Source organism: Janthinobacterium sp. OK676, assembly GCF_900103595.1.
GTDB lineage: Bacteria > Pseudomonadota > Gammaproteobacteria > Burkholderiales > Burkholderiaceae_D > Janthinobacterium.
Genome location: NZ_FNHA01000003.1, coordinates 259,256 through 273,746 on the forward strand (window position 1 = coordinate 259,256; position 14,491 = coordinate 273,746).

At 62.8% G+C, this 14,491-nt stretch carries 11 protein-coding genes; 8 read left to right on the forward strand and 3 right to left on the reverse strand.

Going from position 1 to position 14,491, the window contains the following annotated elements; genetic code table 11:
* Nucleotides 1-34: 34 nt before the first annotated feature.
* Both BLU39_RS08025 and ada read right to left on the reverse strand, forming a co-directional pair.
* Nucleotides 35-724 carry a 2OG-Fe(II) oxygenase gene (locus BLU39_RS08025; RefSeq protein ID WP_092711731.1) on the reverse strand — a complete coding sequence of 230 codons (690 nt, stop codon included), beginning with the start codon at nucleotides 722-724 and terminating at the stop codon, nucleotides 35-37.
* Complete coding sequence (gene ada, locus BLU39_RS08030) at nucleotides 721-1,776, reverse strand: bifunctional DNA-binding transcriptional regulator/O6-methylguanine-DNA methyltransferase Ada (protein WP_092711733.1); 1,056 nt, start codon at nucleotides 1,774-1,776, stop codon at nucleotides 721-723. Before ada ends, BLU39_RS08025 begins: the two co-directional genes overlap by 4 nt.
* A gap of 180 nt (nucleotides 1,777-1,956) precedes the next feature.
* Between ada and hutC the strand changes: the two genes are divergently transcribed.
* From hutC to BLU39_RS08075, 8 genes are all read left to right on the forward strand, one after another.
* Nucleotides 1,957-2,676: a histidine utilization repressor gene (hutC, locus tag BLU39_RS08035; protein WP_046684347.1), complete on the forward strand. Its 720-nt coding sequence runs from the start codon at nucleotides 1,957-1,959 to the stop codon at nucleotides 2,674-2,676.
* 331 nt (nucleotides 2,677-3,007) lie between these two features.
* Nucleotides 3,008-6,331, forward strand: coding sequence for a PAS domain S-box protein (locus tag BLU39_RS08040; RefSeq protein WP_092712211.1), 3,324 nt, complete (start codon nucleotides 3,008-3,010; stop codon nucleotides 6,329-6,331).
* A 70-nt stretch (nucleotides 6,332-6,401) separates the two neighbouring features.
* Nucleotides 6,402-6,860, forward strand: a complete 459-nt coding sequence (locus BLU39_RS08045; protein ID WP_092712213.1) for a response regulator — start codon at nucleotides 6,402-6,404, stop codon at nucleotides 6,858-6,860.
* 313 nt (nucleotides 6,861-7,173) lie between these two features.
* Nucleotides 7,174-7,500, forward strand: coding sequence for a thioredoxin TrxA (trxA, locus tag BLU39_RS08055; RefSeq protein ID WP_034780502.1), 327 nt, complete (start codon nucleotides 7,174-7,176; stop codon nucleotides 7,498-7,500).
* A 155-nt stretch (nucleotides 7,501-7,655) separates the two neighbouring features.
* Nucleotides 7,656-8,918 carry a transcription termination factor Rho gene (rho, locus tag BLU39_RS08060; protein WP_010401543.1) on the forward strand — a complete coding sequence of 421 codons (1,263 nt, stop codon included), beginning with the start codon at nucleotides 7,656-7,658 and terminating at the stop codon, nucleotides 8,916-8,918.
* 432 nt (nucleotides 8,919-9,350) lie between these two features.
* Nucleotides 9,351-9,620, forward strand: a complete 270-nt coding sequence (locus BLU39_RS08065) for a type B 50S ribosomal protein L31 (RefSeq protein WP_034746247.1) — start codon at nucleotides 9,351-9,353, stop codon at nucleotides 9,618-9,620.
* A 151-nt stretch (nucleotides 9,621-9,771) separates the two neighbouring features.
* Nucleotides 9,772-11,496, forward strand: coding sequence for an ArnT family glycosyltransferase (locus BLU39_RS08070; protein WP_092711737.1), 1,725 nt, complete (start codon nucleotides 9,772-9,774; stop codon nucleotides 11,494-11,496).
* A gap of 199 nt (nucleotides 11,497-11,695) precedes the next feature.
* Nucleotides 11,696-12,676: a choice-of-anchor A family protein gene (locus BLU39_RS08075; protein ID WP_092711739.1), complete on the forward strand. Its 981-nt coding sequence runs from the start codon at nucleotides 11,696-11,698 to the stop codon at nucleotides 12,674-12,676.
* Nucleotides 12,677-12,750: 74 nt separating this feature from the next.
* Here the strand turns inward: BLU39_RS08075 and BLU39_RS08080 are convergent, their stop codons facing one another.
* Nucleotides 12,751-14,430: an AMP-binding protein gene (locus BLU39_RS08080; protein WP_092711741.1), complete on the reverse strand. Its 1,680-nt coding sequence runs from the start codon at nucleotides 14,428-14,430 to the stop codon at nucleotides 12,751-12,753.
* Between the last annotated feature and the right edge of the window lie 61 nt (nucleotides 14,431-14,491).

A 14,491-nucleotide genomic window follows, 5' to 3' on the forward strand; every position in this document is an offset into this window, starting at 1 on the left:
GTAATCCTGGAAACTCAAGGATCACACGTACTGCTCAGCTCGCGTCATGGAAAATGATGCCCAGGGTATGGCGCACACCCGAGCGCAGGCGCGACACGCCGTGGCGCATGTTCACGCGGTAGCTGCCGCGCGTACCGTTCACGGGGCGCAGCGCGACGGGAAAGAGGACGGCGTCGCCCTGCGCCAGCGGCACCACTTCGGCGCGCGACTGCATGCGCGGGCGCTGCTCCGTCAGCACGAACTCGCCGCCCGTGAAATCATCTTGCGGGCGCGACAGCAGCACGGCCAGTTGCAGCGGAAACACGTGCTCGCCATACAGGTCCTGGTGCAGGCAGTTGTAATCGCCCTCGCGGTAGCGCAGCAGCAGGGGCGTGGGCCGGATTTGCCCGGCCGCATGGCAGCGCGCGAGGAAATCGGCGTGGCTGGACGGAAAGCGCGTCTCGATGCCCATGGCGGCGTGCCAGCGGTTGGCGATGGCCGCCAAGGGCGAATACAAGCCCGCGCGCAAGGCGGCCACCACGTCCGGCAGCGGATGCGCCCAATACTGGTACTCGCCCTGCCCGAAGCCGTGACGCTGCATCACCACACGGCTGCGAAAGCGCGACGCATCGTCGTACTGGGCCGCCAGCGCCGCGCACTGCGCGGGATTGAGCAAGCCCGGCACGACGGCGCAGCCATGCGCATTCAGCTCATCCTCGATGCGCTGCCAATCGAGCGCCATCATCGCTCACCCTCGCGTTCCAGCAGCGCCTGCTTGCGCTCCACGCCCCAGCGGTAGCCGGACAAGGCGCCATCGTTGCGCACCACCCGATGGCAGGGAATGGCGACGGCCAGCGCATTGGCGGCGCAGGCACCGGCCACGGCGCGCGCGCCTTGCGGGGCACCGATGCGGCGTGCCAGCTCGGCATAGCTGACCGTGCTGCCGGCGGGAATCTCGCGCAAGGCTTGCCACACGCGCTGCTGGAACACGGTGCCGCGCACGTCGAGCGGCAAGTCCAGGCCGATAGCTGGCGCCTCGACCAGGCCGACGACTTGCGCCACCGTCCGCTCGTAGTCAGGCTCGGCGCCACGCAGCTCGGCTTGCGGAAAGCGGTCCTGCAAGTCGCGCAGCAGCACTTCCGGATCGTCGTCGATGAGAATGGCGCAGATGCCCTTGTCCGTGCTGGCCACGAGGATGGCGCCCAGCGAACAGGCGCCGATGGCGAAGCGGATCACGGCGCCGCTGCCGCCGGCGCGAAACGCGCCCGGCGTCATGCCCAGCAAGCCCGGCGTGGCCGCGTACAGGCGGCCGCTGGAATTGAAGCCGGCCGCATATAACGTTTCCGTGACGTTCGCTTCGCCCTGCAAGCCGGCTTTGAGGCGCTCGCCGCGCCGCGCCGCCGCGTACGCTTTGGGCGTGATGCCCGTGTGCGCCTTGAAGACGCGGTGGAAGTGAAAGCGGCTCATGCCGGCCGCCTGTGCCAGGCTGTCCAGGTCGGGCAGCTCGTCGCTGGCGTCGATCAGCCGGCAAATGTCGGCCACGATGGCCGCCTGGCGCTGGGCCAGCGGCGGCAGGTTCGGCTTGCAGCGCAAACAGGGGCGAAAGCCGGCCGCCTCCGCCTGCTCGCACGTAGCGTGGAAAGCGACGTTGCGGCGCAAGGCGGGACGCGCGGCGCAGGAAGGCCGGCAATACACGCCCGTCGTGCGCACCGAATAATAAAAGACGCCGTCGGCATCGGGCGCGCGCCGCTGCAGGGCATCCCAGCGTTCATCGTCAGTCAGGTAAGCGTGTTCCATGGCGAACTCCGTACAAATCAATAACAAGTCACCAGCATAGCCAGCAGCGGCGCACGCCACACTCCGGCGCTTGCTTTTGAATTCAAAAAAGCCTGGCGGCAGGCATCGTGCTCGGTGCTAAAATCGGCCATCGCGCCTCCAGCCGGCGGCGCGCCCTGCCCGCGCCTCGGAGAAACCGCATTGGACGATCACAATACACAAGAAAATACGCCCATTTTCCAGCGCATCAAGGATTTTCTGCTGGCCGGCATCGCCGCCGGACGCTGGAAGGAAGGCGACGTGATTCCATCCGAGCAAGCACTGGTAAAACAATTCGGCGTCTCGCGCATGACGGTCAACCGCGCCGTGCGCGAACTGACGAGCGAACAGGTGCTGACCCGGCGCCAGGGTTCCGGCACCTATGTGGCGCAGCAAAAATACCAGGCAACCTTGTTGGAAATCAAGAGTATCGCCGATGAAGTGCGGGCGCGCGGCCATATCCACCGCAGCAGCTTGCAATTGCTGGAACGCACCAAGGCGTCCGACTTGCTGGCCAAGCAATTCGGCCTGCCGCCCGAGCACCCGCTGTTCCATTCGCTGATCGTGCATTTTGAAAACGGCGTGCCGATCCAGGTGGAAGACCGCTGGGTCAATCCCGAGTGCGCGCCCGACTACATGACGCAGGATTTTTCCAGCATCACGCCGAACGAATACCTGATGGCCGCCGCGCCCCTGCAAGGCGCCACCTACAGCATCGAGGCGCTGTCGGCGCCGCGCGACATCGCCGAAATGCTGGCCATCGACACCAAACAGGCGTGCCTGGTGCTGCGCCGCCAGACGCGCTCGGGCGGCAAGATCGCCTCGATCGCCACCATGTGGCACCCCGGACACCGCTATCAGTTCGCAGGAAGTTTTACTTGAGGTCAGACATCGCGATTCGTTAGCACGATTTCGCGCCGACTTTCTCTCGGATTCTCACCAAATCGCGAAAAAAACAGCCATTCCGGGGCAAAAAAAATCCCGTTTTGGCCGTTTCTGAACTTAACCACTGCGAGCAAATATTCGATGCTATAGTTGCCGCCAGAAAGCGCCGCAGGCGTTTATTTGAGCGCGCATCATGCCCTGTCAGCCCGGTTCCATCATGCCCCAGAAAGGGATGCATTTGTCGTATTGCAGCCACGCGAGTTTCAGCGCACCACGCCGAAGGCGCCCTGCGCTGCACCGGCTCGCTCGTACGATGCTGGCGGCAGGCGTGGCGCTCTCGCTGCCGGTGCAGGCGGCGGCACAGGGCATGGCGCCAACAGTGCTGTGGCCGTACGCTGCCGCCAGCGCCACCGCCCTGGCGGGACTGGCTTGCTGGCAAGCCTGGCGGCTGCGGCAACGGTTGCGCCGCCTGCTACTGCCCGCGCACGCCCTGGCCGAACAGGATGCGGGGCAAGCCTTGCGCGGCGCCTCGCTGGCTGGCTGGACCTGGCGGCGCCAAACCGGCCGGCTGCAGTTCGCCCCGCAGTACCAGGACGTGCTGGGCGACAAGAGCGCCAAACTCGACCATGCGCTGGACGACTGGCTGGCCGAAGTGCACCGCGACGACCGGACACGCCTGAGCCAGGCATTTCGCCAGCATCTCGATGGCCAGGCACCCGGCACCTTCAATTGCGAATTCCGTTTGCGCCACAGCGACGGCCACTGGCGCTGGCTGCTGGCGCGCGGCGCCGTGCTGACGCGCGCCCCGGATGGCGCCGCCACGCAGGCCAGCGGCATCATCTGCGATATCAGCGAGCGCAAGCAGGACGAGCAATCGCGCATGCGCTCGATGCTGGAAGCGGCGCCCGAAGCCATGCTGGTGGCCGACGTCGAGGGCAAGGTGCATTACGCCAACCAGATCGGCGCGCGCTGCTTCGGCTATCCGCTGGCCGAATTGACGGGCATGTCGCTGGAACAATTGGTGCCGGAAAGCACGGCCAGTCATTCCGTGGGCGATCCGCAAGCGCGGCACAGCCTGCCGGGCCGGGTGATGATGGCGCGCCGCCGCGACGGCACGCATTTTCCTGCCAAGGTCAGCCTGTCGCCGCTGCGCATGGCGGGCCAGGTGTTTTCCATCGTCTCGCTGCGCGACATGACGCAGCGGCAACGCGCCGAAGAAGCGCTGCACGCCAGCTCCGAACGCTACCGTCTGATCGTGCAGACGGCCGCCGAAGGCATCTGGATGACGGATGCGGACGGCAAGACCACCTTCGTCAACCCGAAGATGGCGCACATGCTCGGCTACACGGTGCAGGAAATGCTGGGCCGTCCCCTGCTCGACTTCATGGACCGCGACAGCCAGCTGCTGATGCAGCGCCGCCTGGCCAGCCACGGCAGCTTGGCCAGCCAGCCGGACCAGGTCGATTTCCGCTTCTTCCGCAAGGATCAGTCCAGCCTGTGGGGCTTGCTGTCGAGCACCAGCATCCAGTCGGACAACGGCGAGCCGGGCGGCACGCTGGCGATGATCACCGACATCACGGAACGGCGCCAGGCGTCGATCGCCCTGTCGAACTCGAGCCAGCGCATGGCGTCCGTCTTCGGCGCCGTGACGAATGGCCTGGTGGTGCAGGACAGCCACGGCCACATCCTGGAAAGCAACGCCGCCGCCGAGCGCATGCTGGCGGCCAGCCCGGCCGGCAACAGCCTGTGGCAGGCCATCCACGAGGACGGCACCGCCTTCGACCAGCGCAGCCATCCCGTGCACATCACCCTGTCGACGGGAGAAGCCATGCGCGACGTGCTGATGGGCGTGCAGCAGCCCGACGGCAGCCTGTCGTGGCTGTCCGTAAATACCGAGGCCATCCGCGATGAATACGGCAAGGTGGGCATGGTGGTGGCCAGCCTGACGGACATCACGTATCACAAGCGCAGCGAAAGCGCCTTGCGCGAACTCAATGAACATCTGGAAGAGCGCGTGGCGCAGCGCACGGAGCAGCTCGACCAGGCCAAGCAGGTGGCCGAGGAAGCGAGCCTGGCGAAGGGACAATTCCTGGCCAACATGAGCCATGAAATCCGCACGCCGATGAATGGCGTGATCGGCATGGCCTACCTGGCCCTCAAGACGGATCTGGAACCGCGCCAGCGCGATTACCTGGAAAAAATCCGCTTTGCCGGCGAACACTTGCTGGGCATCATCGACGATATTCTCGACATTTCGAAAATCGAGGCGGGCAAGCTGGAAATCGAGCGCGTCAACTTCAGCTTCGACCACGTCGTGCAAACCCTGATGACGGTGGTGGCGCCGCGCGCCGCCGGCAAGAACCTGGAATTGCTGTTTGAAATCGACCCGCAATTGCCGGCCGTGCTCGTGGGCGACCCGTTGCGCCTGGGGCAAGTGCTGATCAACTACGCCAATAACGCCATCAAGTTCAGCGAACAGGGCAGCATTACCGTGAAAGTGCGCAAGGTGGTGGCGGACGCGAAGCACTGCCTGGTGCGCTTTGAAGTGTGCGACCACGGCATCGGCCTGTCGCAGGATGAAATGAGCAAACTGTTCCAGTCCTTCCAGCAGGCCGACACGTCCACCACGCGCGAATACGGCGGCACGGGCCTGGGCCTGGCCATCTGCAAGCAGCTGGCGCAGCTGATGGGCGGCGACGTGGGCGTCGACAGCCGTCCCGGCGCCGGCAGCACCTTCTGGTTCACGGCCAACCTGGGCATTTCCGACCAGGCGGCGCCCGCCATGCTCGACAGCATGGTGCAGACGGCGGCCGCCATGCGCGCCAGCGCCGACGCGGCCCTCGTGATGCGCACGCTCAAGCATGCGCGCATCCTGCTGGTGGAAGACAATACCTTCAACCAGCAAGTGGCGCTGGAATTGCTGGAAGAAGCGGGCGCCTCCGTCTGCCTGGCCAACAATGGCGAGGAAGCGCTCGACCTGCTGCGCCAGACCCAGTTCGACTGCGTGCTGATGGACGTGCAGATGCCGCTGATGGATGGCTTGCAGGCGACGCGCCACATCCGCGCCGACCCGCAGCTGGCGCATCTGCGCGTGCTGGCCATGACGGCCACGGCCACCAGCGAAGACCGCGTGCGCTGCCTGGACGCGGGCATGGACGATTTCATTTCCAAGCCCATCCAGCCGGCCATGATGTACCAGACCATCGCCAGCTGGCTGCCGGCGCGCGAGACGCCACCGCCACCGGCGCGCAGCCGTGCCGCCCCAGCCTTCAAGACCACCCTGGCGGGCGACCCGCAAGTGATCGACCTGTCCATCCTGGCCAAGTTGCTGGGCTACAACCCGGAAAAGGTGCGCAAGTTCGCCTTCAAGTTCCTGCAGACGACGCAGGATGGCTTCGGCGACATCGATGCGGCCCTGGCGCGCGGCGACGTGCACCAGGTGCGCGAACTGGGGCACCGCATCAAGTCGTCGGCGCGCACCGTGGGCGCCCTGGGGCTGGCCGACCTATGCCACAACCTGGAGACCCTGGCGCCGGGCGAACCGGCCGACGAGGCGGAGCGGGCGCGGCACATCGTGGCGCGCCTGTGGCCCCTGCTGGAACAGATTACCGAACAAATCATGAATAACACCAGCTTTGCCAATGACGATTAGCTACCGCCAAATCACGTTACGGCAAGGTATCGGCATCGACAGCGATGCATATCAACAGGAAGACAGGACGATGAATACTGCATCAAACCAAACAAGCCAGGAAAACAATGAAGCAGGCCTGGCGCCGTTGCGCGTGCTGCTGCTGGACGACGACGTTTTCATGCTCGACGTGCTCAGCGACATGCTCGAGCAAATGGGCCCGTTCGACATCCGCTGCGAGTCGCACAGCGAACAGGCGCTGGCTACCCTGAAGCAGCACCAGCCCGACCTGCTGATCTGCGACCTGTCGATGCCCGACATCGACGGCATCGAATTCTTGCGCATGGCGGCTGAAAACGGCTTCCGTGGCGGCGTGGTCCTGCTGTCGGGCCTGCATTCGGCCGTGCGCCTGGCGGCCGAGCGCCTGGCCATGGCCAATGGCCTGCATATATTGGGCACCTTCCGCAAGCCGATGGAAAGCGCGGAATTGCAGCTGATGGTGAACTTGCAATTGCAGCACACGGCGCGTCTGGCCGGCACGCAAGCCTGATCTCAGGGCAAGGCGAAGGGGCGGGCACGGCGCTGCAAGCGAGCAGGCATGCGGCTTTGCCGCCCTGCCGGCAGCTGCAGGAGCGATATGCTGGCGATATGCCTCAAGTTTTTCTGCAATAATCGCCACGCTTTGAAAAAATGGGTTATTATTTCAGCCATCCCCGCCTGCATACCTCTGGTCGCACCTTCCAAGAACATTGAATTCGTGCCCATTGTCCCCATCTTCTCATTGCATTCCAGGAAGCATGGATGGCGAACCAGCGTATGGTTAATTCCAGGCATTATTGATCCCACCCTCATTTGAGGAAAATATGAGCGAAAATATCAAACACATTAGCGATGCATCTTTTGAAGCAGACGTCCTGAAATCCGAGTTGCCAGTACTGGTCGACTTCTGGGCGGAATGGTGCGGTCCCTGCAAGGCCATCGCCCCGATCCTGGAAGAAGTGGCCAAGGAATACGCCGGCCGCATCCAGATCGCCAAGATGGACGTGGACGCGAACCAGGCAGTGCCTGCCAAGTTCGGCATCCGCGGCATCCCGACCCTGATCCTGTTCAAGGATGGTGTTGCAGCTGCTCAAAAAGTAGGCGCCATGGCCAAGGGCCAGTTGACCGCTTTCGTCGACAGCAACATTTAATGTATGATAGGCAGCGCTGCGCCCGCAGCGCCGCCTGACTGAACGACCGGGAAGCGGCTTTGCCCTCATTCGTGCACAGCCTTCCCCAATAATTAATCAACGCCACGCAGTCCCCTCCCCTACCTTTACATCCCGTCTCGGGACACTCAACACATATGCATTTATCCGAACTAAAGGCCCTACACGTATCCGCCCTGCTTGAGATGGCGATCGGTCTTGACATTGACAACGCGGCCCGCTTGCGCAAACAGGAGCTGATGTTCGCTATCCTGAAGAAACGCGCCAAGTCCGGCGAACAGATTTTTGGCGATGGCGCCCTGGAAGTGCTGCCTGACGGCTTCGGCTTCCTGCGCTCGCCCGACGCCAGCTACATGGCGTCCACCGACGACATTTACATCTCCCCTTCGCAAATCCGCCGCTTCAATCTGCACACCGGCGATTCGATCGAAGGCGAGGTACGGACCCCGAAAGATGGCGAACGCTATTTCGCTCTGGTCAAAGTCGACAAGGTCAACGGCGAATCGCCGGAAGCCTCGAAGCACCGCATCCTGTTTGAAAACCTGACGCCGCTGCATCCGAACGAGCCGCTGCGCCTGGAACGTGAAATGAATGGCCAGGAAAACATCACCGGCCGCATCATCGACCTGATCGCCCCGATCGGCAAAGGCCAGCGCGGCTTGCTGGTAGCATCGCCGAAATCCGGCAAGTCCGTGATCCTGCAGCACATCGCGCATGCGATCACGGCAAACCACCCGGACATCACGCTGATCGTGCTGCTGATCGACGAACGCCCGGAAGAAGTGACCGAAATGCAACGCTCCGTGCGCGGCGAAGTCGTCGCCTCGACCTTCGACGAGCCGGCCACACGCCACGTGCAAGTGGCCGAGATGGTGCTGGAAAAAGCCAAGCGCCTGGTCGAAATGAAAAAAGACGTGGTCATCCTGCTCGACTCGATCACCCGTCTGGCGCGCGCCTACAACACCGTCATCCCTGCCTCGGGCAAGGTCCTGACCGGTGGCGTCGACGCGAACGCGCTGCAACGTCCAAAACGCTTCTTCGGCGCCGCGCGCAATATCGAAGAAGGCGGCTCGCTGACCATCATCGCCACGGCGCTGATCGAAACGGGTTCGCGCATGGATGACGTGATCTTTGAAGAATTCAAGGGTACCGGCAACATGGAAGTGCATCTGGAACGCCGCCTGGCCGAAAAACGCGTCTACCCGGCCATCAACCTGAACAAATCGGGTACCCGCCGCGAAGAACTGCTGATCAAACCGAACGAACTGCAAAAAATCTGGATCCTGCGCAAGTTGCTGTACTCGATGGACGAGATCGAGGCGATGGAGTTCATTCTGGACAAGATGAAGGCAACCAAAAACAACGCCGAATTCTTCGACATGATGCGCCGGGGGGGATAAACCTACTGCGCGGCCACATTTGCGATCTCCGTTGCTCACCGTACTTTTGTACGGTTGCGCTACTCGATCGCAACTGCGGCCTGCTCGCTACGGTTTCTCCCTCCCCGGTGGCAACATGCTGCCACCAAAGACGTAGGTCGGATTAGGTGGGGCCGCCGAGGCCCGCAGGGCCGTAATCCGACAACATTGTTGGCGAAGGCGGTGATGTTGTCGGATTACGCGCTTGCGCGCCAATCCGACCTACGTTGCGCCACGCCGACCACACGCGATCATGCAAAGCCGCCTTCGAGCGGCTTTTTTATTGCCGCCGGCCCGAAAGCGCTATATAATTTGCGGTTGCATTATTTTAACCCTGGCAAGTGATCGGCAATCGGGTCAAGAAGCAAGACGACCGACGAAGTGCTGTTTGGCTACCAAACTAGAGAGAAGACCATGAAAGTCGATACCCATCCAGAATACCGCGAAGTTGTTTTCCACGATCTGTCGTGCGATTTCAAATTCGTTACCCGCTCGACCATCCAAACCCGCGAAAAAATCACCCACGACGGTAAAGAATACCCACTGGTGAAGATCGAGGTTTCGGCTGAATCGCACCCATTCTTCACGGGCAAGCACAAAATCGTCGATACCGCTGGTCGCGTCGAGAAGTTCCGTCAGAAGTTCGGTTCGGTTGGTTCGAAAACCGCAGTCGCAGCAGGCTAATTTTTGCCGCTTTGCGGCAAAAAGGGCAGCTTCGGCTACCAGAGAAAAAGGCAGCCGCGGCTGCCTTTTTTGTCTTTGGCCGCTTTACTTTATACTCGCGCATACCCGACGCCATTCGTCGCGTCTTGCCACTATTCTGATACAACTATCGATGAAGCCAGTCCGCCTTCCCGCCGCTGCCACACTCGCGCTGCCACGATGGGCCTTGTTTGCGCTCGGCCTGCTGTACATCCTGCCTGGCCTGATCGGCCGCGAACCGTGGAAGAACGATGACGCCGCCAGTTTCGGCATCATGTGGACCATGGCGCATGGCGGCCTGAACGACTGGCTGTGGCCCAACGTGGCCGGCCTGTCGCTGCCCGATGAAGGGCCGCTGGCCTTCTGGCTGGGCGCCATCTTCATCAAGCTGTTCGGCTGGATCGACGGCGACGTCTTCGGCGCGCGCATGTCGACCATCGGCATCTTCGTCGTCAGCACCCTGTCCGTCTGGTACACGGCCTTCAACCTGGGTCGCCGCAACGACGCCCAGCCGCTGCGCCTGGCCTTCGGCGGCCAGCCAGAGCCGGACGACTTCGGCCGCACCCTGGCCGATGCCGCCGTGCTCATCTACCTGGGGTGCCTGGGCCTGCTGCAGCACAGCCACGACATCACGGCCGAAGCGCTGTACGTGTCCCTGATGGCCTATCTGCTGTACCGCGCCGTGCGCTACGTGGAAGGCCCATCCGTGCGCAATGCGGCCCTGCTGGGCCTGGCACTGGGCGGCCTGACCCTCGCGCGCGGCTGGATCACGCCGGCGGCGCTGAGCATCGCCCTGCTGCTGTGCACCGTCTTCCTGCGCCTGCCGCTGCTGCGCAGCGTGCGCCACTTGGCGCTGGCCATCATGATCGGCGCCGCGCTGACCCTCGTCTGGCTGCTGCCGGGCGAATGGCTGCGTCCGTACGGCCACTCGCCGCTGCAAGCGTGGATGGAGTGGAATTGCCGCCAGTTCAGCGCGCCGAGCCTGAAAAGCCTCCAGTATTTCTTGCGTGTCGGCATCTGGTTCTTCTGGCCCGCCTGGCCGTTCGCCGCCTGGGCCGTGTACGCCTGGCGCCGCCAGCACCACGTGCTGCACATCGTCGTGCCGCTGACCTTTGTCGCCATGCTGGCCATCCTGGGCCTGTGCCATCCCGATCCCGACCCGAGCCAGCTGCTGCCGCTGCTGCCGCCGTTGGCCGTGATGGCCGCGTTCGGCCTGCTGACCATGAAACGGGGCGCCATCAACGCCATCGACTGGTTCTCCGTGATGGTGCTGACCATCTGCGCCCTCGCGCTGTGGCTGTTCTGGTTCGCCATCCTGACGGGCTGGCCGCCGAAACTGTCGCACAATGCCCTGAAACTGATGCCCGGTTTCAAGCCCGAACTGGACTTGCTGGCCTTCTTCGTCGCCGCCTGCGCCAGCGCGGGCTGGGTGGCGCTGGTGCACTGGCGCATCTCGCGCCAGCCGGCCGTGCTGTGGCGCGCCGTGGTGCTGTCGTCCGGCGGCCTGATCCTGATCTGGGTGCTGATCATGACCTTGTTCCTGCCGCCGCTGAACTACAGCAAGAGCTACGCCAGCGTGGCGCACCAGATTTCCGTCCACCTGCCGCCGGGCAGCAAATGCATCAACAGCAACGTCGGCCCCGCCCAGCGCGCCTCGTTCGCCTACTTCGGCCACCTGCCGTTTGCCAGCGTGGGCCAGCAGCAATGCGATGTGTTCTTGTTGCAAGACAGCATCAAGGTTCCCGACAACAAGGAAAAGCTGCCCGAGCATCACGGCGCGGACTGGATCAAGCTGTGGGAAGGGCGCCGCCCCACGGACGACGTGGAACGTTTCCGCCTGTACCAGCGCGTCAGGTAAGCAGCAAAAAACCGGGGCTAGCCCCGGTTTTTTCATGTCCGCCGGACAATTACCGGCCACAGGAAAAGTGTTGCCTTAAAATATAGTTAATTACCTAAATTGAACTAACATTGTTTTTTATATTATAATAGCGGACTGCGCGATGGCGGTGTCTTGCTTTCCCGCCCTATTCGTCCCCCAATTCACTATGAGATTGTCCATGAAATTATTTGCTACCCGCACCTTGCCGCTCATCAGCGCCGCCCTGTTCGCTTTCTCCTTCAGCGCGTCGGCCCAGGCCACCGTGGTTGACCTCGGCGTCGCCAATGGCTACTCGGCCTTTATCTTCGGCAACATCGGCAGCAGCGGCGCCAGCGGCTTTACCAGCGTCGGCGGCAGCATTGCCGCTGGCGGCAATATCTACCTGGACAACTACAATGTCGGCACGAACAAAAAGCCAGGCAGCGCCGTCAATTCGGTCGTTGCTGGCGGCAACCTGAACACGGGCTGGGGCACGCTCAGCGGTTCGGCCGTGTACGGCGTCAGCAACCCCAACGCCACCCTGACGGCGCCACAGTGGTTCCCAACGAACAACATCAGCAAAGGCAACGCGTCCACCCTGGACTTCGCGGGCGCCAAGCAGCAATTGACGACCCTGTCGGGCGACGTGGCCAAGCTGCAATCGAACGGTACCGTGATCTCGCAGTACGGCAACATGACCCTGGTGGGCAACGTCAACGCCGACGTGAATATTTTCAACATCGATGCGTCGAACCTGCATAACCTGACCCTGGACCTGTCCTCGCTGAAAAGCACGGCCAGCATCATCATCAACGGCACGGCGACCAACATCACCATGAGCGGCGGCTTCGACAATTTCGCCAGCTTCGCCAACCGTACGCTGTTCAACTTCGCCAACGCCACCACCACCAACCTGCAAAACGTCGGCATCAACGGCAGCATCCTGGCACCGAACAGCGCATTCTCGGGTTCGGGCGACATGAACGGCACCCTGATCGCCAATTCCGTCAGCTCGGTCAATTATGGCCACGTCGCGATGAACGGCTCCGGCTTCAACACGGTCAACGTATCGGCCGTTCCCGAGCCAGGCACCTACGCCATGCTGCTGGCCGGCCTGGGCTTGCTGGCGTTCATGCGCCGCCGCACGCCAGCGCGCGCACCGCAAGCCGCGATGGCCTGAGCTTTACGCTGAACCAATGCAAAACACCGGGCCGCGCGAGCGTCCCGGTGTTTTTTTATGTGCCCGCAAAAAACTTATTCCGTGCTCAGCCCCAGATCCGTCGCCACCTGCTTGCGCAATACATATTTCTGGATCTTGCCCGTCACCGTCATGGGGAATTCCTCGACGAAGCGCACGTAGCGGGGAATCTTGTAATAGGCGATCTGCCCATCGCAAAAGGCGCGGATGTCCTCGCTGGTGGCCTGCGTACCGGGACGCAAGATGATGCAGGCACACAGTTCTTCACCATACTTGGCATCCGGCACGCCCACGCATTGCACGTCGAGCACGCTCGGGTGGCGATACAGGAATTCCTCGACTTCGCGCGGGTAGATGTTTTCACCGCCGCGTATCACCATATCCTTCGAACGGCCGACGATGCTGCAAAAGCCGTTGTCATCGATCACGGCCAGGTCGCCCGTGTGCATCCAGCGCGCCGCGTCGATGGCTTCGCTGGTTTTTTCAGGGTCGCCCCAGTAGCCCTGCATCACTGAATAGCCGCGCGTGAGCAATTCGCCCTTCTCGCCGCGCGGCACGATGCGCCCTTCCGCATCGATGATTTTCACTTCCAGGTGCGGGTGGACACGGCCGATGGACGACACGCGCATTTCGCGCGGGTCTTCGATCGATGTCTGGAAGCTGACGGGCGACGTTTCCGTCATGCCATACGCAATCGTGATCTCGGCCATGTGCATCAGCTCGATGACCCGCGTCATGACTTCCATCGGGCAGGGCGAGCCGGCCATGATGCCGGTGCGCAAGCTGGATAAGTCGTATTGCTTGAAGTCGGGATGGTCGAGGATGGCGATGAACATCGTCGGCACGCCGTGCAAGCCCGTGCAGCGCTCGGCCTGCACGGTTTCCAGCACGGCTTTCGGGTCGAAGCCTTCACCGGGAAACACCATGGCCGCGCCATGCGTGACGCAGGCCAGGTTGCCCAGCACCATGCCGAAACAGTGGTACAGGGGCACGGGTATGCACAGGCGGTCCCGTTCGGTGAGGCGCATGGCTACACCAATGAAAAAGCCGTTGTTGAGGATATTATGATGCGTCAAGGTGGCGCCTTTCGGCGCGCCTGTGGTGCCGGACGTGAACTGAATGTTGACGGCGTCGTCAAACTGCAAGCCAGCGCTCACTTCCTCCAGGTGCGCCAGGTCGGCATCCGTGATGCCGTCCATCAGGGCGTCGAAGTTGTGCATGCCCGGCGTGGCGGCCGCGCCCAGGCGGATGACGTGGCGCAATTGCGGCAGGCGCGGCGACTGCAGGGCGCCGGCGCGCGCACGGGCGATTTCCGGCACCACGTCCTGCACGATGGCCAGGTAATCGCTGGACTTGAAGCTGGGCGACAGGATCAGCGCGCTGCACTGCACCTTGTCGAGCACGTATTCGAGTTCCGAGCGGCGGTAGGCGGGGTTGATGTTGACCATGATCAAGCCGGCTTTCGCCGTGGCAAACTGCGTGAGCACCCATTCGGCGCAGTTCTGCGACCAGATGCCGACCCGGTCGCCCGGCTGCAAGCCCAGTTTCAGCAGGCCGGCGGCCAGGCGGTGCACGCGCTGCTGGAATTCAAGGTACGTCCAGCGCACGTTCTGGTGCGCCACGATCAGGGCGTCGTGCTGGCCGTAGCGCTCGGCGATGCCGTCCAGGTAGGCGCCTATCGTTTCGCCGATCAACGGCGTCTCGTGGGCGCCGTGTACATAACTGATTGCTTGCATGCTGTCTCCGGTGTGGGTGGCGCGGCGCGCTCTTGTTATCGTCTTCGATGCAGAAAATTAT

Excerpts from the sequence above, each read along its gene's own strand:
- ada (WP_092711733.1), bottom strand. The coding sequence starts at position 1,776 with ATGGAACACGCTTACCTGACTGACGATGAACGCTGGGATGCCCTGCAG.
- trxA (WP_034780502.1), top strand. The coding sequence starts at position 7,174 with ATGAGCGAAAATATCAAACACATTAGCGATGCATCTTTTGAAGCAGAC.
- BLU39_RS08080 (WP_092711741.1), bottom strand. The coding sequence starts at position 14,430 with ATGCAAGCAATCAGTTATGTACACGGCGCCCACGAGACGCCGTTGATC.
- BLU39_RS08045 (WP_092712213.1), top strand. The coding sequence starts at position 6,402 with ATGAATACTGCATCAAACCAAACAAGCCAGGAAAACAATGAAGCAGGC.
- rho (WP_010401543.1), top strand. The coding sequence starts at position 7,656 with ATGCATTTATCCGAACTAAAGGCCCTACACGTATCCGCCCTGCTTGAG.
- BLU39_RS08065 (WP_034746247.1), top strand. The coding sequence starts at position 9,351 with ATGAAAGTCGATACCCATCCAGAATACCGCGAAGTTGTTTTCCACGAT.
- BLU39_RS08075 (WP_092711739.1), top strand. The coding sequence starts at position 11,696 with ATGAAATTATTTGCTACCCGCACCTTGCCGCTCATCAGCGCCGCCCTG.
- BLU39_RS08070 (WP_092711737.1), top strand. The coding sequence starts at position 9,772 with ATGAAGCCAGTCCGCCTTCCCGCCGCTGCCACACTCGCGCTGCCACGA.
- BLU39_RS08025 (WP_092711731.1), bottom strand. The coding sequence starts at position 724 with ATGATGGCGCTCGATTGGCAGCGCATCGAGGATGAGCTGAATGCGCAT.